At 65.2% G+C, this 25,066-nt stretch carries 21 protein-coding genes; 5 read left to right on the top strand and 16 right to left on the bottom strand.

Translation table 11 applies throughout. The features are described 5' to 3' along the window. Positions 1-38: 38 nt before the first annotated feature. The 3 genes from GT590_RS11855 to GT590_RS11845 all read right to left on the bottom strand — a co-directional run bounded on the left by GT590_RS11855 (position 39) and on the right by GT590_RS11845 (position 5,219). Positions 39-2,117: a sulfatase-like hydrolase/transferase gene (locus GT590_RS11855; RefSeq protein WP_161171126.1), complete on the bottom strand. Its 2,079-nt coding sequence runs from the start codon at positions 2,115-2,117 to the stop codon at positions 39-41. After that, on the bottom strand, positions 2,107-4,098 hold the full coding sequence (locus GT590_RS11850; RefSeq protein ID WP_009304892.1) for a YidC/Oxa1 family membrane protein insertase: 1,992 nt from the start codon (positions 4,096-4,098) through the stop codon (positions 2,107-2,109). The genes GT590_RS11855 and GT590_RS11850 overlap by 11 nt, the downstream gene beginning before the upstream one ends. A 320-nt stretch (positions 4,099-4,418) precedes the next feature. Continuing rightward, positions 4,419-5,219 carry a YebC/PmpR family DNA-binding transcriptional regulator gene (locus tag GT590_RS11845; RefSeq protein ID WP_009304893.1) on the bottom strand — a complete coding sequence of 267 codons (801 nt, stop codon included), beginning with the start codon at positions 5,217-5,219 and terminating at the stop codon, positions 4,419-4,421. A 237-nt stretch (positions 5,220-5,456) separates the two neighbouring features. On the opposite strand from GT590_RS11845, the gene bfr reads away from it, so the two are divergent. Then, entirely contained in the window at positions 5,457-5,921 is a 465-nt protein-coding gene (gene bfr, locus GT590_RS11840; protein ID WP_009304894.1) for a bacterioferritin, read from the top strand. A gap of 174 nt (positions 5,922-6,095) precedes the next feature. Next, entirely contained in the window at positions 6,096-7,271 is a 1,176-nt protein-coding gene (locus GT590_RS11835) for a phosphoglycerate dehydrogenase (RefSeq protein WP_021410594.1), read from the top strand. Between the two features lie 121 nt (positions 7,272-7,392). On the opposite strand, the gene rplW is transcribed toward GT590_RS11835, so the two are convergent. The 8 genes from rplW to GT590_RS11795 all read right to left on the bottom strand — a co-directional run bounded on the left by rplW (position 7,393) and on the right by GT590_RS11795 (position 14,149). After that, the gene (gene rplW, locus GT590_RS11830) at positions 7,393-7,674 is read right to left on the bottom strand and encodes a 50S ribosomal protein L23 (RefSeq protein WP_009304896.1); all 282 of its coding nucleotides are present in this window, start codon (positions 7,672-7,674) and stop codon (positions 7,393-7,395) included. Continuing rightward, a complete protein-coding gene (gene rplD, locus GT590_RS11825; RefSeq protein WP_161171125.1) occupies positions 7,674-8,297 on the bottom strand; it encodes a 50S ribosomal protein L4 in 624 nt (207 codons plus the stop codon). Before rplD ends, rplW begins: the two co-directional genes overlap by 1 nt. A 30-nt stretch (positions 8,298-8,327) precedes the next feature. Next, positions 8,328-8,948 carry a 50S ribosomal protein L3 gene (gene rplC, locus GT590_RS11820; protein ID WP_009304898.1) on the bottom strand — a complete coding sequence of 207 codons (621 nt, stop codon included), beginning with the start codon at positions 8,946-8,948 and terminating at the stop codon, positions 8,328-8,330. A gap of 15 nt (positions 8,949-8,963) precedes the next feature. Next, a complete protein-coding gene (rpsJ, locus tag GT590_RS11815) occupies positions 8,964-9,272 on the bottom strand; it encodes a 30S ribosomal protein S10 (RefSeq protein ID WP_009304899.1) in 309 nt (102 codons plus the stop codon). Between the two features lie 33 nt (positions 9,273-9,305). Continuing rightward, positions 9,306-11,423, bottom strand: coding sequence for an elongation factor G (gene fusA, locus GT590_RS11810; RefSeq protein ID WP_009304900.1), 2,118 nt, complete (start codon positions 11,421-11,423; stop codon positions 9,306-9,308). 15 nt (positions 11,424-11,438) lie between these two features. After that, positions 11,439-11,909 (bottom strand): 30S ribosomal protein S7, encoded by a 471-nt coding sequence (gene rpsG / locus GT590_RS11805; RefSeq protein ID WP_009304901.1) that lies wholly within the window; start codon positions 11,907-11,909, stop codon positions 11,439-11,441. Positions 11,910-12,025: 116 nt separating this feature from the next. After that, positions 12,026-12,397, bottom strand: a complete 372-nt coding sequence (rpsL, locus tag GT590_RS11800; protein ID WP_009304902.1) for a 30S ribosomal protein S12 — start codon at positions 12,395-12,397, stop codon at positions 12,026-12,028. Positions 12,398-13,036: 639 nt separating this feature from the next. Next, positions 13,037-14,149, bottom strand: a complete 1,113-nt coding sequence (locus GT590_RS11795) for a M20/M25/M40 family metallo-hydrolase (RefSeq protein WP_015760306.1) — start codon at positions 14,147-14,149, stop codon at positions 13,037-13,039. Positions 14,150-14,312: 163 nt separating this feature from the next. Here GT590_RS11795 and GT590_RS11790 point away from each other — a divergent pair, with 163 nt between their 5' ends. Next, on the top strand, positions 14,313-14,888 hold the full coding sequence (locus tag GT590_RS11790; protein WP_009304904.1) for a nitroreductase family protein: 576 nt from the start codon (positions 14,313-14,315) through the stop codon (positions 14,886-14,888). A gap of 36 nt (positions 14,889-14,924) precedes the next feature. Here GT590_RS11790 and GT590_RS11785 read toward each other — a convergent pair whose 3' ends face one another. Further along, a complete protein-coding gene (locus GT590_RS11785) occupies positions 14,925-15,221 on the bottom strand; it encodes a hypothetical protein (RefSeq protein ID WP_009304905.1) in 297 nt (98 codons plus the stop codon). Positions 15,222-15,389: 168 nt separating this feature from the next. On the opposite strand from GT590_RS11785, the gene GT590_RS11780 reads away from it, so the two are divergent. Next, positions 15,390-16,262, top strand: coding sequence for a LysR family transcriptional regulator (locus tag GT590_RS11780; protein WP_015760305.1), 873 nt, complete (start codon positions 15,390-15,392; stop codon positions 16,260-16,262). Here GT590_RS11780 and GT590_RS11775 read toward each other — a convergent pair. Continuing rightward, on the bottom strand, positions 16,251-17,618 hold the full coding sequence (locus GT590_RS11775) for a putative manganese-dependent inorganic diphosphatase (RefSeq protein ID WP_015760304.1): 1,368 nt from the start codon (positions 17,616-17,618) through the stop codon (positions 16,251-16,253). The genes GT590_RS11780 and GT590_RS11775 overlap by 12 nt on opposite strands. Before the next feature lie 278 nt (positions 17,619-17,896). On the opposite strand from GT590_RS11775, the gene sdaAA reads away from it, so the two are divergent. Beyond that, positions 17,897-19,507 (top strand): L-serine ammonia-lyase, iron-sulfur-dependent, subunit alpha, encoded by a 1,611-nt coding sequence (gene sdaAA / locus GT590_RS11770; protein ID WP_015760303.1) that lies wholly within the window; start codon positions 17,897-17,899, stop codon positions 19,505-19,507. Positions 19,508-19,584: 77 nt separating this feature from the next. On the opposite strand, the gene GT590_RS11765 is transcribed toward sdaAA, so the two are convergent. The 3 genes from GT590_RS11765 to GT590_RS11755 all read right to left on the bottom strand — a co-directional run bounded on the left by GT590_RS11765 (position 19,585) and on the right by GT590_RS11755 (position 24,934). Continuing rightward, complete coding sequence (locus tag GT590_RS11765) at positions 19,585-20,439, bottom strand: DegV family protein (RefSeq protein WP_015760302.1); 855 nt, start codon at positions 20,437-20,439, stop codon at positions 19,585-19,587. 182 nt (positions 20,440-20,621) lie between these two features. Next, positions 20,622-23,063, bottom strand: coding sequence for an ATP-dependent helicase (locus GT590_RS11760; RefSeq protein ID WP_015760301.1), 2,442 nt, complete (start codon positions 23,061-23,063; stop codon positions 20,622-20,624). A gap of 107 nt (positions 23,064-23,170) precedes the next feature. Further along, complete coding sequence (locus tag GT590_RS11755; protein ID WP_015760300.1) at positions 23,171-24,934, bottom strand: Na/Pi cotransporter family protein; 1,764 nt, start codon at positions 24,932-24,934, stop codon at positions 23,171-23,173. Positions 24,935-25,066: the final 132 nt, after the last annotated feature.

Below are 25,066 nucleotides of genomic sequence, written 5' to 3'. Positions count from 1 at the left end.
CGACAATCATCCCTGCACCTCGCAGCCATCGTCGCCGATCAGCCGATGGGCCATCTCACTCCCGTTTCGCGCCAATCGTCCCAGTTCATCGCATCGCCGTCGATCTCCCACTGGATGATAGACGTGTACACGTGCTCGGGACCCACCACCGACGAGGCGTTGTAGTAGCGGGGGCGCGGGGCGTCGGGCACGTCGAACACGCTCATCCCGCCGTACGCGGAGGCATCGCCCCCGGCGGCCTCGAGCAGCGTCGCCGCGAGATCGACGTGTCCCGTCGGCACCGAAGAGCGCTTCACGGGCTCGTCCGAGCCGCCCGGCTGCGTCGAGGGCTTCACCAGCATGATAGGGCTGGTCGCACGCACTATGTCTTCGGCGATGTACCACTCGCCATGGTCGGCGGTCACCACGATGGTGGCCTCGTCGTACAAGCCCAACCGCTTGAGCTCCTCCAGGTACGCGCTCACGATGTGGAGAGATCCGAGGCCTTGCTCGATGGCGCCGGTTCCGTCCTCCACCGTCTCGGCATTGCGGTTCAGCGTGTACGGCGGATGGGGGCCCGCCAGGTGAATGACGCGGAAGTTCCCCTTCTCGCCCAGGTCGGCAGCGCTCAGCCCCTGCTCTTTGAGGGTTGCGTAGTATCGCGCGTCGTTCATGGTCCACAGCGCGTTCACGGCGCTCTCGGCACCGCTGCCCAACGCAGCGCTGTTCACCTCGTCGGTGTAGAACCAGAACGGCGGCTTCAGCGCCCAGGGCAGATCGCGGTACAGCGAACACTTCACCAGCATCGCAACCGCCGACGGGTAGTCCAGCTGGTTCTCGCGAAGCTTGATGTTCTCCACCCGCTCGGACAGGGAGCCGATGGCATCGTTGATGTCGGTGGCGTACAGGCGCGTCTCGTACCCCTGCGCGTTGATGTCGTCGATCAGGCCGTGCTGCTCGTACCAGTCGATGATCAACGACGTGGAGAAGCCCTCATCGCCTTCGTCGAGGGACTGCCCCGTCAGAATCGAGGCCATGGCGTAGCGCGTGGGGATCATCGAGCCTGTGGAGTTGTCGAACCAGGTGAACCCGGTGAACTCGTCGAGGCAGCCGGGCTCTTCCTCCAGGCCCTCCTCCAAAAACAGCGTGTCGTACGTATCAAGTACGAACATGATTATGTTGCCGTTCGACGAAACCTCCGAGACGCCGTCGGTGGTGACGGAGTGCCTCGCCGCGACAGGGGGTAGGCCGTCGGGCGCCGGCGCGGTGAGCAGGACTCCCAGGCTCACCGATTGCGCGACGACGCCCACCAGGCACAGCGCGGCGGCCGTGCCCTTGAACGCCAGCGACTTCCTCAGCGACAGGAACACCGCCGACCCGATGAGGACGATCCACACGACGGCGCTCACCACGGTGGCCGTGGTGTAGTCGTCCCAAACCACCTGCGTGCCGTCGGCTGCGGGAAGCGATCCGTTCAGGAACAGGGCCTGCACAAAGCCGGCCACGCCCACGGCCGCCACAACCGCGAAGCACACGTTGAACGCCCTTCCCCGCAACAGCGACAACGCTAAGGCTAGCACGACAGTGCCCGCGAGCCCGACGACGGCGAAGGGAACCCAGACGTCCGTCACCGTGAAAAGCAGGCTGTTAACGCTGCTGGCGACGATTTCCAGCGGAGCCACCACTGCGAAAGTGTAGACCAGCATCAGCGAAGCCACCAGCGAGAACAGGAAGCGCGCACGCCAGCACAGCGTCTCAGGCTTGTTCGACGCTTGCTTGGCCTTCATCCTGCGCGCTTCCGATTCCGCCCTATCGAGGCGGTCTCGGTAATCGAACGCAAGCGGATCGAGCGCGTGTACCGCGCCTTCAACCTGTTTTCCCTCGTTCTCGTCGATGCGCAGAATATGCAGAAGATGTCTGCGCATGCGGCGCCAAACGACGCCGAGCACAGCCGAAAGCGCCACCGCGACGCCCGCCAGCGCCTGTATGGTGTAGGTCATGACCGAAGGGTCGACGTAGGCGTAGGCCGGCGAGGCGAAACCCAGCGTCAAAACCAGAGCGATGACAAGGGGGAACGCGACGTCGGACGCCACAAGGCCGATGCGCGCAGCGAAGCGCGGCAGGCTGCTATCCCGCATGACGCACCTCCTCGTCGATCCAGCCGGCTACGCCAGCCCTATCCAGCCGGGATGCTCCGGACGCCTCGACGGCCCGGTCGCCCTGCTTCGCCAGCATGCGGTCAAGCAGATATGCGCCGGCGATCTCGCCCCCGCGACCCTTATGGTAGATCATGCGCGAACGCACCTCCTCGATACGGTTCCGCCAGGCTTCGGGGCGGGCAACCATGTCCTCCACGACATCGCCCAACCGCGGCAGCTCCTCCATGGCCAGCGACGCGCCGATTTGATTGCGGATGGCCAGATCGGCGGGCTCGATGCCCAGCTCTTCCCAATCGGGGTTGGTCACCTTCATGGGCGTGTCCACGAACACGCACGGCTTCATCGTGGTGAAGGAGAACTCGCAGGCGATGGAGGACCAGTCGGTGACCAGCACGTCGGCATCGTAGACCGAATCGGACGTGCTGAAGTCCTGCTCGAAGTAGATGTCGTCGCGCGACCACGACGCGTAGCGCTGCTGCAGCGACTCCCACCGGGCGTGATAGCGCTTGGTGTACTCGGGATGCGGACGCACGATCACGCTGAACCCGCGTCCCAGCAAGGGCTCGAGCACCTCGTCGGCGCACAGGTCGAGCAGGCAGTCCTCCTGCCACGACGGAGCGACGAGCACGACGGGACGACGCGACCCGGCGCCCTCGGCAGCTTTCGCGGCCTTGCGCGACTCGTAGGCCGCGATCTGCCGATCGAGCAGGTCGTAGCCGCATTCCACGAGATTGCGACGAGGGATATCCCGCATCTCCCCGGCCCGTTCGAGCTCCGCCTTCTGATGCGGGCCCACGCACAGAACGGTGTCGTAGTGGTCGAAAGCCTCCTTCGTGCACACCAAGTGCGTGGACGTCATATGATGGAACGCGTACACGTACTCGATGTCTTTGCGAATATACGAACGCTTGATGTAGAAATTCTCCAGATCGTCCAGCGTCATCACGGCAACGTCGCAATCGAGTTTCATCATGAGCGTGATCAGGCGCTTGTCGCCGATGTAGTACGGCATGAGGCGGGGATTTGCCTCATGCAGCTTGAACACCTGGTCGTTGGGATCGCTGGTAACGTAGTGAACGCACGCATCGGAGTTCGCCAGCAGCCATTCGACGGCGCCCTGAAAGTACTTGTAGAAGCCGCTGCGCTCGGAGTAGAACACGATATGCTTGCCGACCACGCTCATGAAGCGCCTGTAGTCCTCCTTCTCGCGCTTCGCCAGCGGATCGCGCTTGTACCAAGGCGTTTTACGCGCCGTGAAAGCGTTGAGCTCGTCCAGCTCCACACGACTTGCAGCGAGTTCGGCATAGTCGATATACTTCGCTGGCCGCATGATCAGGTTGCACAGGGCCTGTACAACGATGGCCATCAGGTTCGAGCATATCCAGTAGAAGGCCATGCCGGCGGCCACGTACACGCCCAGGACGAGGGACAACACGATGGACAGCCCGTTGGTGGTGTTCTTCTCCATCTTCGACTGCTCGCGCTGCAGCGGGTTGATCCTGTTCTGCGCGAAGCCCATCACCACCGCGGACAAACCGGCCAGAAGCGGCATGATCCAAGAAAGCCCTCCGTCTTCAATCGGCACCATGCCCAAGAACTCGGTTCCCGGAGCGCCGTGGTCGGTGATGCCGTGAATCACTTCCACCAGCCCGAACAGCACGAGAATCTGCGCCGCCAACGGAATGAGCGACAGCAGAGGATGATAGTGGTGCTTCTTGTTCAGCAAGGTCTGCTTCTCGCCGATGGTTTCGGCGTCGCCGAAGTACTTCACTTTGATGCGGTTGAGCTCCGGCATGATCTTGACCATGACGATGCTGTTCCACTGGCACCAAAGCGACAGCGGCATGAGAACGATCTTGATGATCACGGTGAACAGCAAAATAGCCATCCACCAGCTTCCTGTCAGATCGTAGCAAGGCTGAACGATGTACGAGAAAAGACGAGCGAGTGCTTCTAGCATATCCGTAATCCTGAATCCCCTTCGCGCGAAAAGCGCGGCAATTGATAATCAAGCAAGCAACCAGCTATTATACACAACGGCGGCAGCGAAGAACGGAAGACCGCAGGCTGGGCAGGCGAGACTCGGAGCCCACGGTCGCATGCCGCGCCGTTGTCGCTCGAAAGCCGCGGAATCGAGGCCGAAAACGCGGCTTTCGAGCGACAAGGCGTCGGCGATACCGGACGCTCCGGCGCTTACGCCCTTCGTCCAACCCCGCATGAGAAAGCCGCCGCAAGCTTCGTGCTTGCGGCGGCTTCGCGTTCGCTTGGTTTCGAGAGAGCCTATTCGTCCAGAGCTTCTGCAATCTCGTCAGTGATATCCATGACGTGGTAGACGTTCTGGAGGTCTTCCAGCTCTTCGAGGCGGTCGACAAGGCGCATGACCTTCTTCGCATCGGACACGCTCACCGTCGCGGGCGTAGTGGGCACCATGGTCATTTCGGCGCCCTTCGTGACGACGTCGGCTTCCTCGAGCGCCTTCTTCACGGCCATGAGATCGGTGGGCGACGTGTAGACGATCCACTCGTCCTCGGCGTCCTCGTAATCGTCGCCGCCGGCCTCGGCCACAGCGAGCATGAACTCTTCCTCGTCGGCGGCGGCGCCGTTCGGCTTCACGGGGTTCTTCTTGTCGCCGGTCTCGACCTCTTTGGGAACCATGATCTGGCCTTTGCGCTCGAACTGGAACGCAACGGAGCCGGACGTGCCCAGGTTGCCGCCCGCATGGCTGAAGGCCGCGCGCACGTCGGCGGCGGTGCGGTTGCGGTTGTCGGTCAGAGCCTCGCACAGCACGGCGACGCCGGCCGGACCGTAGCCCTCGTACACGACGGTCTCGTAGTTAGCGGAGTCCTTGCCGGAGCCGAACGCCTTGTCGATGGCGACTTTGATCTTATCTTTCGGCAGGGAGTAGCCCTTGGCCTTTTCGATGGCGGCCGCAAGCGATGCGTTGTTGTCGGGATTCGGGTCGCCGCCTTCTTTCGCAGCCACCGTGATGTTGCGCGACAGCTTGGAGAACAAGGCCGAGCGCTTCGCATCCTGCGCCGCCTTGCGATGTTTCGTTGTAGCCCACTTTGAATGCCCAGACATATACGTCCCTTCCAACATAGCAATACCAGCCGATTATTCTAGCACACCTGTCAAATCCCCGATAACCCTTCGCACGGTCTTCAAAAACCAGAACGACAGGTTTCGAGAAGAACACGGGACGGATGCGAGTCGGTAAGCAAGCGAACAAGCCGGTCCCTTGTCCGTACAATGCTGAGGTCGAGGATCTTACAAAGGGCGGATCCTCCCTATCATCGTGCGTATGGAAGGAGCACTGCCATGAAGGGAAACCAAGAACTTGTCGACGCGCTGAACGGTCTGCTTGCCAGCGAGCTGACCTCCATCAACCAGTACATGGTACATGCCGAGATGGCCGAGGACTGGGGCTACACCCGCCTGAGCGAGAATTTCAAGAAGCGCTCGATCACCGAGATGAAGCATGCCGAGCGCCTCATCGAGCGCATCCTGTTCCTGGAGGGCACGCCCATCGTATCCCACCTCAACGACATGCACATCGGCGCGGAGATCCCCCAGCAGGTGAACAACGACCACGCCTTGGAGCTCGATGCGATCAGGCAGTACAACGAGGCCATCGTGCTGGCCGGCCAGGTGCTGGACTATGCCACGCGCGACATCCTCGAAGCCATCCTTCGCGACGAGGACACGCACCTCGACGAGCTGGAAGAGCTGCAGGATCAGATCGAGCAGATGACGCTGCCCACCTTCCTTTCCACGCAGAACTAGCACCGAACGGCGACGCGAGGACGAAGCGGGTTCGCACTTTACCGAGATAAAGCGCGAACCCGCTGAACGGTGGTTGACAACGGGTTGCGACCTGCGCACTATAGGAGGATGCAGCAAGAAACGGCGACGAGCCGCGCGTCATCGGTGACGTCTGCCATCCTCGAAGGAGACCTCATGCGCAACATCCACTGCCTCAACAACATCTCGGCGTACGGCACCGACCTGCTCACCGACGACTACCAGCTCGTCGACGACCTCACCCAGGCGGAAGGCGTGCTCGTCCGCAGTGCCGCCCTGCACGACACCGCGTTCCCCGAAAGCCTCCAGGCCATTGCCCGCGCGGGCGCCGGCGTGAACAACATCCCGCTCGACCGTTGCGCCGAAGAGGGCATCGTGGTGTTCAACACCCCCGGCGCGAACGCGAACGCCGTGAAGGAGATCGTGGTGTGCGGCCTCATGTTGGGCAGCCGCGACATCGCCGGCGGCATCGCCTGGTGCCGCCACAACGCCGCCGACGAGAACATCGCGAAAGCCGCCGAGAAGGCGAAGAAGGCGTTCGCCGGACGCGAGGTGAAGGGAAAGAAGCTGGGTGTCATAGGCCTGGGCGCCATCGGGGCGGAAGTCGCAAACATCGCCATCGATCTGGGCATGGACGTGTACGGGTACGATCCGTACGTGTCGGTGGGCGCAGCATGGCGCATCTCGAGCGCCGTCCATCACGTGACGAACCTCGACGACATTTTCCGCACCTGCGACTACATGACCATCCACGTGCCGGCCATGGAGGGCACTATCGGCATGATCGACGAACGCGCCTGCTCGCTCATGAAAGACGGCGCCGTGTTCCTGAACTTCTCGCGCGACACGCTCGTGGACAACGCTGCCATGGCCGCCGCGCTGGACTCCGGCAAGGTGCATGCCTACATCACCGACTTCGCCACGCCCGAGGTCATGAAGATGGAGCGCGCCATCGTGCTGCCCCACCTGGGCGCCTCTACCGCCGAGGCCGAGGACAACTGCGCGATGATGGCCGTGCGGGAGCTCATGGACTACCTGGAGAACGGCAATATCGCGAACTCCGTGAACTACCCCGCCTGCGACATGGGTCCCGTGCCCGACGGCCTGCGCCGCGTGGCCGTGCTGCACGCGAACGTCCCGAACGCCATCGCTCGCATCACGAACGTGTTCGGCGATGCCGGCGTGAACATCGAGAACATGATGAACAAGGCCCGCGGCGAGAACGCCTACACGATGCTCGACCTGGACGCCGGCACTCCGGGGCATCCCGATGACGCCATCGAGCGCCTGAGCGCCATCGAGGGCGTCCGCCGCGTCCGCGTGGTGAAGTAACGACTCCAAGGCGATACGGCACGTCAAAGAAGGCGTCGCGGTTCGCTTTTCGCACCCTCCTCCAACAAAAAAGGCGCCCCCGCGATTGCAGGGGCGCCGAGGCAGCACGTGGAAACGTCGCTTACGCGAACAGCTCGATGGTGTCGCCTTCCTTGAGCGTGACCATGGCCTTCTTCCAGGTGCGGGTCTTGCCCAGCTGGTAGCGAACGCGCTTCGGCTTCGGCTTCACGTTGAGCGTGTTCACCTTGACCACCGTCACATCGAAGATGGCTTCGATGGCCTGGCGGATCTCAACCTTGTTGGCGTCCTTGGCCACCTCGAAGGTAAAGGTGTTGCCCTCCATCTGGTCGTAGCTGTGCTCCGTGATGACGGGGCGGATGATGACCTCGCGGGGATCCTTCATTATGCAAGCACCTCCTCGATGCGCTTCAGGGCGTCGGCCGTGAACACGAGAGCCTTGTTGTCGATCAGCTCGTAGGTGTTCGCCGCGGACACGGGCAGGATGTTCACCGTGGGGATGTTGCGGAACGACAGATAGGTGTTCACGTCCTCGTCGTCGATGACGAGGGTGGTGCGACGCTCCAAGCCGAGGGCCTTGAGCGCGGCCACAGCCGCCTTCGTCGAGGGCTTCTCGAAGTTGAACGCGTCGACCACGAACAGCTCGCCGTCGGCCAGCTTGGCGGACAGCGCGGAGCGCATGGCCAGCTTGACCTCCTTGTTGTTCACGCGGAACGCGTAGGAACGCGGATGCGGGCCGAACACGGTACCGCCGCCGGCCCACTGAGGGGCGCGGATGGTGCCCTGACGGGCACGGCCGGTGCCCTTCTGGCGCCACGGCTTCTTGCCGCCGCCGCGCACCTGGCCGCGCGTCTTCGTGTCATGCGTGCCCTGGCGCCAAGACGCGCGCGGCGCGCGCACGACCTGGTGCATGACGGGCACGTTCGGCTCGATGCCGAACACGGAAGCGGCGAGGTCGGCGGTGCCGGCCTTCTTCCCGCTCGCGTCTTTGATCTCGATAGTCGTCATGATATACAAGCTCCTTATAGGTTACTTCAACTACGCCATGCGGACGCGAACGACGCCGTTCTTGCCGCCGGGGATGGCGCCCTTGACGAGGATGAGGTTCTGCTCCTCGTCGATGCGGACGACTTCCAGGTTCTTCACGGTCACGGTGTCGACGCCCATGTGGCCCGGGAGCTTGAGCCCCTTGAACACGCGGGACGGCGTGGCGCACTGGCCCACCGAACCGGGAGCGCGATGGAAGTGCGCGCCGTGGCCGCCCGGGCCGCCGCGGAAGCCGTAGCGCTTCATGACGCCGGCGAAGCCCTTGCCCTTGGACGTGCCGGTCACGTCGACCTTCTTCGTCTCAGCGAAGGCGGCCACCGTCTGCTGGTCGCCCACCTTGTACTCGCCGGCGTTCTCGACGCGCACCTCGCGCAGGTAGCGCGTAGGAGCCGTGCCCTGCTTGGCGAAGTGACCCGCCATGGGCTTGTTGACCTTCTTCTCCTTGATGGCGCCGAAGCCCAGCTGCACGGCCTCGTAGCCGTCGCTGTCCTTCGTCTTGACCTGGCAGATCGTGTTCGGCTCGGCCTGGATCACCGTCACGGGCACGACACGGTCGTCCTCGTTGAAGATCTGGGTCATGCCGATTTTCTTACCATAGATGGCGTTGATCATATCGCACATCCCCCTTTACAGCTTGATCTCGATGTCGACGCCGGCAGGGAGATCGAGGCGCATCAGGGAATCGACCGTGTTCGGGGTCGGTTCCAGGATGTCGATGAGGCGCTTGTGCGTGCGCATCTCGAACTGCTCGCGCGAATCCTTGTCGACGTGCGGGCCCTTGACGACGCAGTACAGGTTGCGCTCCGTCGGCAGCGGGATAGGACCGGACACCTTGGCACCCGTCTTCTGCGCGGTATCGACGATGAGCTTCGTGGACTGGTCCACGATCTCATGATCGTACCCCTTCAAGCGGATGCGAATCTTTTGATTAGCCACTTACTTTACCTCCGTTATGCTCGCGCGCACGCCCTAGGCGTTGCCGCCGGCCTTGCTGATAATTTCCTCCGCCACGTTCTTCGGCACTGCCTCGTACGAATCGAACTGCATCGTGTACGAAGCGCGGCCCTGCGTCGTCGAACGCAGGTCGGTGGCGTAACCGAACATCTCGGACAGCGGAACCTTCGCCTTGATGGTCTTGGCGTTGCCGCGATCGCCCATGCCCTGGATCTGGCCGCGACGGCTGGACAGGTTGCCCATGACGTCGCCCATGTACTCCTCGGGCGTCTCGACCTCGACGGCCATCATCGGCTCGAGAATGACCGGAGCGGCCTTCTTGAGCGCAGCCTTGACCGCCATCGAACCGGCGACCTTGAACGCCGCCTCGGAGGAGTCGACGTCGTGGTACGAACCGTCGATAAGCTCGATCTTGATGTCCACGACCGGGTAGCCCGCAAGCACGCCCGAGTTGATGGCTTCCTGGATGCCCTTGTCGATCGGGGTGATGTACTCCTTGGGGATCACGCCGCCCACGATCTTGTTCTCGAACTCGTAGCCCTTGCCGGCTTCCTGCGGGATCAGGTTGATGACCGCATGGCCGTACTGGCCGCGACCGCCGGACTGGCGCACGAACTTGCCCTCGACGTTGCGAGCTTCCTGCGTGGCCGTCTCGCGGTAGGCGACCTGAGGCTTGCCCACGTTCGCCTCGACCTTGAACTCGCGCAGCAGGCGGTCGACGATGATCTCGAGGTGCAGCTCGCCCATGCCGGCGATGATGGTCTGGCCGGTCTCCTGGTTGGTGGACACGCGGAACGTCGGGTCCTCCTCGGCCAGCTTCTGCAGCGCGATGCCCATCTTGTCCTGCTCGGCCTTCGTCTTCGGCTCGACGGCGATGTCGATGACCGGCTCGGCGAACTCCATGGACTCGAGGATGATCGGATGATCAGCGTCGCACAGCGTGTCGCCGGTCGACGTGTCCTTCAAGCCCACGACGGCGACGATGTCGCCCGCGGCGCAGCCGTCGATATCGACGCGCTGGTTCGAGTGCATCTGCAGCAAACGGCCGATGCGCTCCTTCTTGCCCTTCGAGGCGTTGGACACGTAGGAGCCGGAATCGAGCTGGCCCGAGTACACGCGGAGGTAGGTGAGCTTGCCCACGAACGGATCCGTCATGATCTTGAAGGCCAGAGCGGAGAACGGCGCCTTCACGTCGGAGGGACGCTCGTCTTCCTCGCCCGTGTCCGGGTTCGTGCCCTTGATGGCCGGCACGTCGATCGGGGACGGCATGTAGTCGACCACGGCGTCGAGGAGCTCCTGCACGCCCTTGTTCTTGTAGGACGAGCCCACGAACACGGGGTGGATCTGGCAGGCGATGGTGCCCTTGCGGATGGCGGCCTTCAGCTCGTCAACCGTCACCTCTTCCTCCATGAGGACCTTCTCCATGAGAGCGTCGTCGCAGTCGGCGGCGGCTTCCACCAGCTCCTGGTGGCGCAGCTCGGCCTCTTCGGCGAACTCGGCCGGGATGGCGTCCATGGCCTCGGGGTAGGTCATGCCCTTGTCGTCGGCCTTGAAGTCCCACGCGGTCATGGTGACCAGGTCGATGACGCCCCAGAAGTTGTCCTCGGCGCCCATGGGCATCTGCGCGGCGACAGCCGGCGCGCCCAGGCGATCCTTCATGGTCTCGATCGCATGGAAGAAGTCGGCGCCCACGCGGTCGTACTTGTTGATGTAGGCGATGCGGGGCACGCCGTAGCGGCTTGCCTGGCGCCACACCGTCTCGGACTGCGGCTGCACGCCGGCGACGGCGTCGAACACCGCGACAGCGCCGTCGAGCACGCGAAGCGAACGCTCGACCTCGGCCGTGAAGTCCACGTGGCCGGGAGTGTCGATAATCTGGAAACGGTACTCTTTGCCGTTGTCAGCTCCGCCGGGGTACTTCCAGAAGCACGTGGTGGCAGCGGCGGTGATGGTCACGCCGCGTTCCTGCTCCTGCACCATCCAGTCCATCGTCGCGGCGCCGTCGTGCACCTCGCCGATCTTGTGGGTCTTGCCCGTGTAGTAGAGGATGCGCTCGGTGGTCGTCGTCTTGCCCGCGTCGATGTGGGCCATGATGCCGATGTTGCGCGTATCCTTCAGTTCGATTTTCGCCATGAGTCGAATCCTCCCTTAGAAGCGGTAGTGCGAGAACGCACGGTTCGACTCGGCCATCTTGTACAGGTCTTCACGCTTCTTCACTGACGCGCCGGTGTTCTCGGCGGCATCCATGATCTCGGCGGCGAGGCGCTCCTTCATCGTGTGCTCCTTGCGCTTGCGCGAGAAGTCGACGATCCAGCGAATGGCGAGCGTGGTAGCACGACGGGAGTTGACCTCCATCGGCACCTGGTAGGTGGCGCCGCCGACACGCTTCGGCTTGACTTCGAGCGTGGGGCGGACGTTGTCCATTGCCTTCTTGAAGACGGCCAGCGGATCGCCGCCGGTCTTCTCCTCGACGATGGCGAACGCACCGTAGACGATGTTCTCGGCGGTGGCCTTCTTGCCGTCAAGCAGGATCTTGTTGATCAGCTGCGTGACGAGACGGTTGTTGTACTGGGCGTCCGGCTGTACTTCGCGGCGGACTGCTGCTGCACGACGCGGCATGTGTTCTCCTTCTAGGTCCTGCGCGCTTCGGAACGGCTTTCTCTCCGTTCATTAGGCCGCCCGCCTGCCCCCTTTGGGCTCGGTCGGTTGCTGCGGCCCGCGCGTCTTAGCGGGTGTTACTTCGGGCGCTTGGCACCGTAGCGGCTGCGAGCCTGCTTGCGGTTGTCCACGGCGGCGCAGTCGAGCGCGGCGCGGATGACCTTGTAGCGCACACCGGGGAGGTCCTTCACGCGGCCGCCGCGCAGCAGCACCATGGAGTGCTCCTGGAGGTTATGGCCGACGCCCGGGATGTAGGCGGTCACTTCCATGCCGTTGACGAGGCGCACGCGGCAAACCTTGCGCAGAGCCGAGTTCGGCTTCTTCGGCGTGGTCGTGAACACGCGGGTGCACACGCCGCGCTTCTGCGGGTTGCCCTTCAGGGCAGGCGTCTTGCTCTTGTCGACTGCCTTCTTGCGGCCCTTGCGGACCAGCTGGTTGATGGTAGGCAAAGCTTCTCTCCTTTTACCTCTTGCTTGTCCGAGACGTCTACATACTCTATAGACGCTCGCTTGAACACCGTTTCCAAGTGCGTTCAGCTGATGCGCACACGAAAACGCTCGCCTCCTCGGAGACGCGAAGGTGAACTCTACCATCGCCCCTCAGGGTTGTCAAACGCCACGCATCCGGGAGTATCTATACCTCTTGACAACCGTTATCGCAGGTGAAACCCACACTGGTGACGAATCCGTGGCGAAAAGTCCACCGTTTCTCAAAAATACTTCGAACCCGTCGGCAGCGTATCGCCGCCATCCCCGTCGACTTTCGCGGCTTGGAGCAGCGCGAGCATGTCCGGAACGTCCAGGCACGCCACCGGTGCGCTCCGGGCAAGCCGTTTGTCGGAGGTGACCAGGTAGTCGGCCTGGATGCGCTGGGCGGCGGCGAGCACAGGGCCGTGCAGTACAGCGCCGCATCGAGCGCGGCGGCTTCCTGCACGATCCGAACCGCGTCGCCGCGCGACCGGCGTCGATCGGCGAAAAAGCGCTCCCAGATGCGCGAACCCTCTTCGGCCGCCTTCATCTTGCGGCGGCGCTCGGCTTACGCGGCATCGCCTTCGGAAGCCCGCATGAGACGCGCCCGTCGCGCGCGGCCTACTGCGCGCCTTCGGCGATGAGAGCCTCCACGAGGCGGGCAGCGCCCTCCAGGTCGTCCACGGCGATGTGCTCGTCGACGGAATGGAAGGCGGCCATGCCCACGCCCAACGTGACGGGACGCACCCCGCGGGCGGCGAGCACGTTGGCATCGGAGCCGCCGCCGGAGCGATGGAACCGCGGCTCGAGGCCGGCCGCTCGGGAGGCGCGGACGATGGCCTGCACGAGTTCGTCCTCCTCGTCGAACAGCACGGCGTCGTAGCTCTTCGTCCACTCGATGCTCACCGCGCCTCCGAAGCGCGCGGCGGCGGCCTCCAGCGCCTCGGTCATGGCCGCTTTCTGAGCCTCGGCGCGCTCGGCGTACAGCGAGCGGCACTCCCCCGCCAGCGCGCACGTGTCCGGCACGACGTTCGTCGCGCCGCCGCCCTCGATGAACCCGACGTTCGCCGTGGTGGCCTCGTCGAGCCGGCCGAGCGGCATGGACGAGACGGCCGCGGCGGCCATGGCGATGGCCGACACGCCCTCTTCGGGGCACACGCCCGCATGCGCGGCGCGTCCCGAGAACGTCGCGTTGAGCGACCAATGGCACGGGGCGCCCGTGATGATGGTGCCCGGAGCGCCGTCGGCGTCCAACACGTAGCAAGGCGCGCCCGCGGGCAGCAGGCCGTCGGCCAGCGCGCTCGAACCCAGCAGATGCTGCTCCTCGCAGGTGGTGAGCAGCACGGTGACGTCGGGTCGAGGCGAGCCGGACTCGACGGCCGAGCGCACGCCCTCGAAGATGGCGGCCACGCCGGCCTTGTCGTCGGCCGACAGGATGGTGTCGCCCGCCGAGCGCACGACCCCGTCCACGACGACGGGCTCGATGCCCGCGCACGGCTGCACGGTGTCCATATGCGCCGAGAACACCACGTGCCCCGTCCGCGTTCCCGGAAGACGAGCGACGAGGTTGCCGGTATCCGAGCCGACACGTTCGGCGGAATCGTCGAAGCTCACCTCGAACCCGAGCCCGCGCAGCTCGTCGGCGCATCGGGCCGCCATCGGGGCCTCGTGAAACGACGGGCTCTCGATGCGGACGAGCTCGCAGAACAGATCGAGCAGACGGCTCTCTTGCATGGACGTTCCTTCTTTCTCTCCTTCAGCCGCCAAGCTTGAACGCTCGGCAACGACGATGGGTTCGGTTACCGAAAGCCATTATAATCAGCAACAGCACCGTGCGCGCGAGAACCCGGGCAACGGGGCCGCGCGCTCCGTACCGCGAAATCGAGGGAGGTTCCGAGTGCAGGACATCATCAAAGCCTGTCGAAGCTATCGACGATTCGATGAAAGCGACCGCATCGACCGCAAGCTGCTCACCGCCTGGGTGGACGCCGCGCGACTGGTCGCTTCGAGCGGCAACGCGCAGCCGCTGCGCTACGCCATCGTCAGCGACGAGCGCGCCTGCGAGCGCGTGTTCTCGTGCTGCGCATGGGCGAAGGCCCTGCCCGACTGGCCGGGACCCGTGCCGGGCGAACGCCCGAGCGCCTACGTCGTGGTATGCCGCGACAACGATCGCACATTGGCCGACACCTTCACCGCGTGGGACGAGGGAATAGCCGCGCAAACCATCATGCTGCAGGCCGTCGAAGCCGGGTTCGGGGGCTGCATCATCGCGTCGTTCAAAAAGAGGAGCATGGCCGAAGCGCTGGGCGTCGACGCGGACCGCTTCCAGCCCGACCTCGTGTTGGCGTTAGGCAAACCCGTCGAAGACGTGCGCATCGTCGACCTTCCGGCAGGCGGCGCCACCGAGTATTGGCGCGACGAGGCGGGCGTGCACTACGTGCCCAAACGCGCGCTGTCGAGCGTGCTGCTGTAGCCCGCACCCGACGCACGCCGTCCGGGCATCGCGCGCCTACGCTTCAGCCGCCTCGTACGCGATCTCGCGCTGCGCGTCGAGGCGGCGGTTGCGAAAGTACACGATCCAGTTGACGCCGATGCAGGCGAGGTTGATCAAGTACACCGCCAAAACCCAGTTCACCGAACCGGATGCGAACTTCGCGGCGATGCCGGCCATGTAACCTGTCGTGATCAGGGCGATAAACTGCCAGCTGGAGCCAGCCGCCGTTGCCGCTTTGAAATTCTTGTACGCGTTGAGCGGCCACGACAAGCCGAAGCACACGAGCATGGCCGCTTCCAAGAGCTCTGACACGAGCCCACCATCTCCTTACCGCGCCGGATCGTTCTGCGATCGTCGGCCTCGCTTTCCTGCAACAGGCACCACCCTACGCGCTCGCCCCAGCGTTGTCCAATATAAATTTCATCTCCAATGATATGATAGATGTTATAGGATGAGCGGATAACGATCGGAAGGCTCCCGATGGAACTGCAGCAGCTCAGGTACTTCGACGAAGTGGCGCGCACCCAGCATGTGACGAACAGCGCGAAGAAGCTCAACGTGGCCCAACCCGCCCTCACCCAGTCGATCCGCAGGCTCGAACGCGAGCTGGGCGTGACCCTGTTCGAACGCGTGGGACGCAACGTGCGGCTGACCGCGTGCGGCGACGCGCTTCAGAAGCGCGTCGCGCCGCTGCTGGCGGCCCTCGACGAGCTGCCCGAGGAGCTTGCCGTGGTAGCCGGGCAACAGCGGGCCGCCGTCCATCTTGCCATCGAATCGGCCTCGGGGCTGGCGGTGGACGCCATCGCGGCCTACCGCTTGGCGCATCCCGACGCACGTTTCGTGGTGACGCAGGAAGCCTCCTCCCGACGTTGGGACCTGCGGGTCCGCACCGTGCGCGCAGAGAGCGCGGACCCCCGCGCTCGCCGTTTCTTCGAACGCATCGGCATCGCCGTGCCCGCCGAGCGCGCCTCGCAGGAACCCCTGCCGCTGTCCGACCTCGCCGACGAGCCGTTCATCTGCCTCGCCGGAAGCCGCACGTTTCGCGCGGTATGCGACGAAGCGTGCGCGCATGCCGGGTTCGTGCCGCGCGTGGCGTTCGAAAGCGACAGCCCCGCCGTGGTGAAGAACATGATCGGCTTGGGGCTGGGCGTGGGCTTTTGGCCCGAACGCAGCTGGGGAGGCCTCGACGACAGCAGCGCGCGCCTGGCGAGCATAGCCGACGCGCCGTTCGCCCGCACCATCGAGATCGCCCCGACAAGCGGCCCCCTTAGCAAAGAAGCCGCGGCGTTCCACGGCTTCCTCGTCTCGTTTTTCGAAGAACGCTGGCGCGAACCCTCGCCCCTATGCTCCTAGGATCTTCGCCGCCACCTGCTTCTTCCTGCTGAGGATGCCGGGCATCCAGGTGCCGCCTTCGCCCGTGCAATGGATGCCGAACACGCGGTTGACGATGCGGCGGTTGCCCTCGCACATGAACTGGCTGCCCTCGGCCACGATATCGGTGACCAGCAGCAGCACGAACTCGTAGCCGTGGTCGTCGCGCAGACGGCGCATATGCTCGCGGATCTCCTCTTCGCGTTTCATGACGGCGGGAAGATCCACCGTCTCGTGCTGCGCGATGAGAACGGTGGCGTCGCCGATCTGGAACTCCTTGGCGTCGGCGCCGACGAGCTTGTCGACGGGCATGTCGTCCTCGCCGCCGCGGCACTTGAACACGGCAAGGCCGAATTCGGTGGGATCGACGCCCGCGATGCCGGCGAGGTAGGCTACCTGCTCGTGATCGGTCGGCGTGGCGGTGGGCGACTTGAGGATGACGGTGTCTGTCATCACGGCCGACAGCAGCACGCGCGCGATGGCCGGAGGCATCTCCACGTTGTGGCGGCGGAACTCCATCGTGACGATGGTCGCCGTGGAGCCCACGGGAAGGTTGAGGAACTGGATGGGGTTGGCAGTCATCACGTCGGCGATGCGATGATGGTCGACGATCTCGACGACCTCGGCCTCCTCGATGCCGTTGGCGGCCTGGCGCGTCTCGTTGTGGTCCACGAGCACCACCTTGCGCTTCGGGCGCACGGCCACGTCCGAGCGCGTGACGATGCCGATGGCGAGGCCGTCGTCGTTCAGCACGACGGCCTCGCGCAACGCGCTGGCCATGAGGTCTTCGATAGCCTCCTTGAGCAGGCCCTCCTTGTCGAGGATGAGCACATCGGTCTCGGTGATCTCGTCCACCTTCTGACCGAGCGAGGCGATGAGGTCGCCGGCGACCGCCATCTCGTTCGCCCCTCCGTCCTCGAGGGCGTCGGTGGCGGCGATGTAGCGCTCGGCGATCATGCGCGTGGTGATGAGTCCACGGTAGGTGCCGTCGTCGTTCGTCACCACGAGCGCGCGCACGTTGTACTGGCGCAGCAGGCGACCCGCTTCGAGCAGCGTGGCGTTATGGCTGATGGATATAGGGCTCGGCGTCATCACGTCTCCGACGCGCGCATGCACGTGACCCACGATCTCGGGCGCGGGGATACCGCTCTCTTCCAGAACCCAGGCGCTCTCCGGAGGCAACGGCCCCAAGCGGGCGGGAACGTACGTCTGGAACGGCTCCCCCTCGCCGGCCGCACGGCGCGCCAGCTCGTTCTTCAGGTAGGCGTAGCCCACTGCCGAGGAGATGGAATCGTTGTCCGGGTTCTTGTGGCCCACGACGATGATCGGTGCCGACATTGCTGTACTCCTTACCCGGGGATGCCGCACGCACGCCGCATCCCGCTCGCTTAGCTTGTCATGAGGGTGTTCGCCGCCGCATACCGAGCCGCGCGGCGCCGAGAGCCACAGTATAGCGGCACCAGCGAAGCGAACGGCGGCCGATCAGCCTTTTCGAGCGCAAACGTCACGAAAGAGCCAGAAAGAGCGCACGAGACGGCTGCGACAGTCCGTGATACCATAGGCGCGCACCATCCCCGCGCCCGCCCCCTTCCCTACCCGTCAATCGAGGAGCATCTATGAAAACTCTCGGCCTCTCCGACGTCATCGGCCCCATCATGGTGGGTCCTTCGAGCTCGCACACGGCGGGCGCGCTGCGTATCGCCTACATGGCTCGACGGCTGTGCCTGGCCGAGCCGAAGACGGTGGAGTTCAGGCTGCTGGGGTCGTTCGCGCACACGCTGACCGGGCACGGAACCGACAAGGCCCTCGTGGCGGGCATGCTGGGGCTGGCCGCCGACGACCTGCGCATCCGCGACTCGTTTCAGCTTGCGGGGGATGCGGGACTCGCGTTCTCGTTCGTCACGCTTCCCGACGCGGAATACGACCATCCCAACACCATCGACATGCACATCGTGGACGCCGCGGGCAACGCGATGAGCGTGCGCGGCGAGAGCATCGGAGGCGGAGCGGCCGTCATCCGCAAGATCGACGACATCGACGTGCGCATCACCGGCGAGAGCACGAGCATCGTCGTGCGCCAGCGCGACGAGACCGGCGTGCTGGCGCACATCGCGCAGAGCATCAGCGACGAAGGCGTGAACATCGCCACCACGCGCATGTACCGCGAGCGCAAAGGCGACATCGCCTACACCGTGCTGGAAACCGACCAAGAGGTGGACGGCGCCGCGAAGGCCGCCATCGAGGACCACCCCGCCATCCTGGACGTGCGCGTCATTCCCGGCGACGCGCGCCCCGGCTGCGGGTCCGTTGACGCGCCCGACGCGGAGGAGGCGCTGCAGCGGTTCGCCGAGGCGGACTTCGGCACCGGAGCCGCGCTTCTGGCATGGTGCGAAAAGCACGGCACGACGCTATCGGAGGCGTTTCTCGCCCGCGAGGCGGCGCTGGCCGAGAGCTTGGGGTACGCCGACCGCTCCCTCGCGTATTTGCACGAGACGCTGGACGTGATGAAATGCGCCGCGCAGCGCCCCATCGACGAAGCGCTGCCTTCCATGGGCGGCCTCATAGGCGGCGAAGCGCGCAAGCTGGCCGATCTGCGCGAGCGCGACGGCGAGCTGTGCGACGACCAGCTGTCGTGCGCCATCGCCTACGCGATGGCGGTGCTGGAGACGAACGCGTCGATGGGTCGCATCGTGGCCGCGCCCACGGCTGGATCGTCTGGCGTGCTGCCCGGCGTGCTGCTGGCGCTGCAGCGCACGCGCGGGCTGTCGGATGGCGATCTTGCGCGCGGCCTGGCGGCGGCCGCCGCCATCGGGTACCTCATCACGCGCAACGCCACGGTATCGGGCGCGGAAGGCGGCTGCCAGGCCGAGATCGGCTCGGCCGCCGCGATGGCCGCGGCGGCGTCGGTTGAGCTCATGGGCGGCGCGCCCGCCCAATGCCTCGACGCGGCCAGCAACGCGCTGACCAACATGATGGGCCTCGTATGCGACCCCATCGCGGGTCTTGTCGAGGAACCTTGCCAGAAGCGCAACGCTGCCGGCGCCGCCGTCGCGCTGGTCAGCGCGCAGATCGCACTCGCAGGCATCGGCAACCTGGTCGACTTCGACCAGACGGTGGAGGCTATGCGAAAAGTGGGTCGAACCTTGCCGTTCGAACTGCGCGAAAGCGCTCTCGGGGGCATAGCCGCCGCGCCGACGGCCTGCGCCTACTGCCCGGGGTGCAACTAGCGCGCCGGCCGAGACTCGGCGGGCGAACAACCGGAACGGGCATCTGCACCGAGGGGCCCGCATCCCGGGCCCCTCGGTTAATCCAAATCGAGATCGGGATAAGCTCCCAGGTCGACAGCTTGTATGGCAAGGCAGCCGGGGCCGCCCTGCGTGATGAACGCGGGGCCCAGGTCGAAGACGCCGTGGCGGCATCCCGGAAAGCGCTCGGACAGCATACCGGACGCCTCGTCGGCCTGCACGCGGTTGTCTGCATGGCTCACGCCCAGGAAGAAGCCATCGCCCACGCCCCGAGCCTCCAGGTCGTCGGCGATGGCGTTAACGGCTTTCGCGAACGAGCGCGCCACCTTCATCTTCTCGAGGCGCGTACCGTCGTCGGTCTGCTTCATGACGGGAAACGCCTTCACGAGATGAGCGAACGTCGCCGCGAGCGGCGTGAGGCGCCCGCCGCGGCGCAGGTAGTCGAAATCTTCGGGAATGAGGTAGGAGTGAGCGGTAGCGATCTGGGCATGCAGCGTCTCGAGGACGGCCCTTGCGTCCGCCCCCTGTTCGGCCAGCCGCACCGCCGTGCAGGCCAACACCCGATGGGGCACGCACAGCGTGCGCGTGTTCACCACATGCACGCGATCGGGACGGCGCGCCTGCTTGACGAGGCCGCACGCCACCTCGTAGGCGCCCGACAGCCCGTCGGCCATGGCGAGGTGAATCACCTCTTCGTCGGTGTCGTAAGCCTTCAGGGTGAGCGCCGGAGGAGGCGATGCGCTCTGCGGCAGCGCGCCCGCGCGTACCTTCGCCAAGAACTCCTCGGCCGACACGTCCTCGTATTCGAGCCAGCTTTGGCCGTCGATGGTCACGACGAGCGGAAGCACGGCCATGCCGCGCCGCGCGCCCTCCTCCACCGAGAACATAACGGAAGAGTCGGTAACGATCTTCATGGTGAACCTCTTTCTCTCGCCAGCCGGACGAAGAGCGCGGGGTTGCAGATCGGTGGCGACCGCACGTCATCGACGCGTCTATCATGCGGTATAGCGCACCGCGTTGCAAGAGCCTGGGCGAAAGAAGAAGCCGAAACGCCTAAAAACGACGAGGCCGCACCGTTTCCGATGCGGGCCTCGCGCTAGCCGATCTTGACGATGGGCGCGTAATCTTTGAGAAGCTTCTTCGTTTGACCGGTTTTGGAGAACTTCACGAACAGCGTGTCGCCGTCCACCTTCGTCACCTTGCCGCGGCCGAACGTCTTGTGGTCCACGGTGTCGCCCGTGGAGAACGTCATCTTCGCGGCGGCCTTCTTCTCGGCGCCCGGGCGCACGTAGGAACCGCCCACGCGCGCGGCGCGCTCGTCGCTGCGGCCGGACGAACCCGACGCGCTGGAGCGGCCGAACACGCGGCCGCCGCCCGCCTCGGTGCCGCTGCCGGCGATGCCCTTGCGGCTGCCGCGCTTCTCCCAGCCCGTGCCGCTGAAGCCCGCCGAGCCGAGGCCCGTGGTCTGGCGCAGCTCGGAGGGGATCTCCTGGATGAAGCGCGAGATGGGGTTCGACGATGTCTGGCCGAAGATCTGGCGCGCGTAGGCGCAGGTGAGGAACAGCTTCTTGCGGGCGCGCGTGATGGCCACGTACGCCAGCCTGCGCTCCTCCTCGATGCCGGCCGCATCGCCCACGCTGTTCATGTGGGGGAACAGCGTCTCCTCCATGCCGGCCACGAACACGCAGTCGAACTCGAGGCCTTTCGACGAGTGCACGGTCATCATGGTGACGGCGTGGCCGTCCTCGGCCACCGTGTCGAGGTCGGTGCGCAGGCGCACCCACTCGATGAAATCGGCCAGCGAGTCGCCGCGCAGGACGCGCACGGGGCTTTCCTCGGCCGGAGCCGCAAGCTCGTTCGCGCCCGCGAAGGCGTAGAACGAACCCGCGAGGGCGTCGGCGGACGAGGGGACGGGGGCGAGCGCGGGGGCGTCGGCCGGCTCGGCCGTGGGCGCCTCGTACAGCGCGTCCTCGTCCTCGTGGGTTTCGGTGAACTCGTCGACGACGCCGAGGAACTCCTGGATGTTCTCGATGCGGCCGCGCGCCTCGTCGGTGTTCTCGGCCTGCAGCGCGCCGATGAGGCCGCTCTTGTCGATGATCGTCTCGATGACCTTGCGCAAATCGCCGCCGTAGGTGCGCGCCTCGTTGACGAGGCCCACGAACTCCCCGATGGCCTGGCGCGCCGACGCGCGCAGCTCCGGATCGACGATGGCCAGCTCGGCGCCCTCCATGAACGTCATGCCCATCTCGCGGGCGAACTGCTCGATGCGCTCGATGGTGGTCTTGCCGATGCCGCGCCTCGGCACGTTGATGACGCGCTTCGCGGCGATGTCGTCGGCCGGGTTCACGACGAGCGTGAGGTAGGCCATGACGTCGCGGATCTCGGCGCGGTCGAAGAAGCGCGTGCCGCCGACGATGCGGTACGGCACGCCAGCGCGCAGCAGCATGTCTTCCAGCATGCGGCTCTGCGCGTTCGTGCGGTAGAACACGGCCACCTGATTGTACGACAGCCCCGCCGCGCGCTGCTTCTCGATCTCGCCGGCGATCCAGCGGCCTTCGTCGCGCTCGTCGGCGGCCATGTACACCTGGATCTTGTCGCCGTCCTCGGCGCTGGTGAACAGCTTCTTCGCCTTGCGGTGCTGGTTGTTCGCGATGACGGCGTTCGCAGCCGCCAGAACGTTGCCCACGCTGCGGTAGTTCTGCTCGAGCTTCACGGTGTGCGCCGTCGGGTAGTCCTGCTCGAACTCAAGGATGTTGCGCAGGTCGGCGCCGCGCCACGAGTAGATGGACTGGTCATCGTCGCCCACCACCATGATGTTCTTGTGCCCCTCGGCCAAAAGCCCCGTGATGGAGTACTGGGCGTGGTTCGTGTCCTGGTACTCGTCCACCATGATGTAGCGGAAGCGCTGCTGGTAGGCCGACCGCACGTCTTCGTGGTTCTTCAGCAGCAGGTAGGCGTATAGCAGAAGGTCGTCGAAGTCGAAGGCGTTCGCGGCTTTGAGGCGCTCCTGCAAGCGGGAGTACACGCGCGAAGCCACCTTCCCCACCGGGTCGCCCGCTTCCTTCTCGAAGGCGCTCGGCACGACGAGCTCGTTCTTCGCCGTGGAGATGCGGTTCATGAGGGCGTTCACAGGGAAGCGCTTTGGGTCGATGTCCAGCTCGGCCATGATCTCCTTGTACAGGCGCTTCTGGTCGTCGGTGTCGTAGATGGTGAAGTTGCGCGTGAATCCCAGCTTCTCGGCGTCGGAGCGCAGCATGCGCACGCACATGCTGTGGAACGTCGACACCCACATGCCGCGGCAGCGAGGGCCCACCAGGCCGTTCAGGCGCTCGCGCATCTCGGCGGCCGCCTTGTTCGTGAACGTGATGGCGAGGATCTCCCACGGAGCCACGTCGTGGTTCTCGATGAGGTTCGCGATACGGTACGTGAGCACGCGCGTCTTGCCCGAGCCGGCGCCGGCGAGCACGAGCAGCGGCCCGTCGACGGTGACGACCGCCTCGCGCTGCGGCCCGTTCAAGCTGTCGATATCGATTGACATATGAGCAGTCTCCTGACGGATGGAGGTGAAACAAAGCTTTCGTATTCTACCGCTTTTCCCCTCCGGCAACTGGCAAACGCGCGCAATCTGCGCAAGCGCAGGGGCCGCTACGCAAGCGCCTCCGCCAGCTCGTCGACAGGCGCTTCGGAACGCTTCGCGACCGGCGGCGCTCCCCCGTCATGCGAACCGGGACGGTCGGCGCCCAGCGCGTCGCCCCACATGGACAGCTCGGCGCCGTGCTCCACGAGGTTCGAGCACTCGTTGCCCGCGCGCTCCAGGCACAGCAGCAGCTGGTTGTACACCGCCTTGTTCTCAGGCGCGCACTGCCGGCTGCCCACGCGGCGGAAGTGGGCCTTGCGCGCCCGGCTCTGCCGCTTGACGATCTGGCGGCGACGCTCGTCGAGCACCTGCTCGGAGGCGGTGCCTCCGTCGCTCAGGAACCGCAGCACCGCGTCGTACATGTCCGCCACCATCGCGGCGCTTTCGGCCAGCTCCTCGCGCGCCTCGTCCGAGAAGGGCTTCTTCGACGAGAGGCGCTCGCCGTACAGCGCGGCCGCTTCGCCGCAGCGCGAGCCGATGCGGCCCGCCGCGTCCACGATGAACATGAGGTCGGATATCTCCGCAGCCTGCCGCTCGGACGTCGCGCCGGCGCTCAGCAGCTCCACCGCGTAATTCGCAAGCTCGCTTTCCGCGGCTTCCACCTGCGCGCAATCGGCTTGGAGCGCCTTGAGCGCGGCGGCGTCCCGGTTCGCGATGGCCTCGGGCAGCGCAGCCAGCATGGCGCGCACCTTGTCGCAGTACTTCTGCAGCTCCTCGCCGAACATCCTGATGGCGAACACCGGCTGACCGAGGATCTTGTCGTCAAGGACGACGAGCGCGCCCGGCGCCGCCTCGCCCGCCTTGCCCGGCACGAGAAACGTCACGATCTTCACCATAGCCCCGATGAACGGCAGCCATAGAAGCGTGCAGACGATGTTGAACGTGGTGTGCGCGTTCGCGATCTGGCGCGCGATGACGTCCAGCTCGGGGCCGGGCGTGAGAAGCTGCACGAACTGCGCGATAAGCGGCACGAACCAGATGAACACGAACGCGCCCGTGACGTTGAACACGCTATGCGCCACGGCGGTGCGCTTCGCGTCGCGAGACTGCCCGATACAGGCCAGGAGCGCCGTGATGGTGGTGCCGATGTTGTCGCCGAGCAGGATGGGGATGGATCCCTGGAGGCCCAGCACGCTGGTCACGCCGTCGGGGCCGGGCTGCGAGGCGAAGCTCTGCAGCACCGCGATGGTGGCGCTGGAGCTTTGCACGACCAGCGTCATCACGGTGCCCGCCGCAACGCCGAGCGCGGGGATATCCTTCACCTGGTCGATCATCGCCAGGAACACCTCGCTTTGCGCGAGCGGCTTCATGACCGCGCCCATGGTGTCGATGCCCACGAACAGCAGGCCGAACGCGAACACGGTCTGGCCGATGTTCTTGACGCGCTCGTCCTTCGCCGCGAACCACACGATGAAGCCGACGAACACGATGAGCCAGATGTAGTCGCTGAGCTTGAACGCCATGAGCTGCGCGGTCATGGTGGTGCCGATGTTGGCGCCGAATATGACGGCGATGGCCTGGCGCAGCGTCATGAGGCGCGCGCTGACGAAGCCGATGGCCATGACCGTGGTGGCGCTGGAGCTTTGCAGCACGGCGGTGGCCACCGCGCCCGCCAGCACGCCCAGCACCGGGTTCGAGGTGAGCATGGACAGGATCGACTTCATCTTGGCGCCGGCGGCCTTCTGCAGGCTCTCGGACATCATGTTCATGCCGAACAGGAACACGGCCAGTCCGCCGAGCAGGCCGAACACGGTTTCCATCGGAGCGTTCACGCGGGACTCCCCTTCGCATCGTCGGTTGCAAGCGCTCATGCACGCGAGTCGAAAGGATACCGGGCAGACGGTAAGGCCCCGGTCAAGGGAAGGTAAAGTTCGGGTAAAGTTTTTACAAACGGGGCGGGGGGG

The sequence above is a fragment of the Eggerthella sp. BIOML-A1 genome (assembly GCF_009875595.1).
GTDB classification, from domain to species: domain Bacteria; phylum Actinomycetota; class Coriobacteriia; order Coriobacteriales; family Eggerthellaceae; genus Eggerthella; species Eggerthella lenta.
The sequence above is the reverse complement of the archived record's forward strand: the minus strand, read 5'-3'. Positions and strand labels throughout refer to the sequence as shown.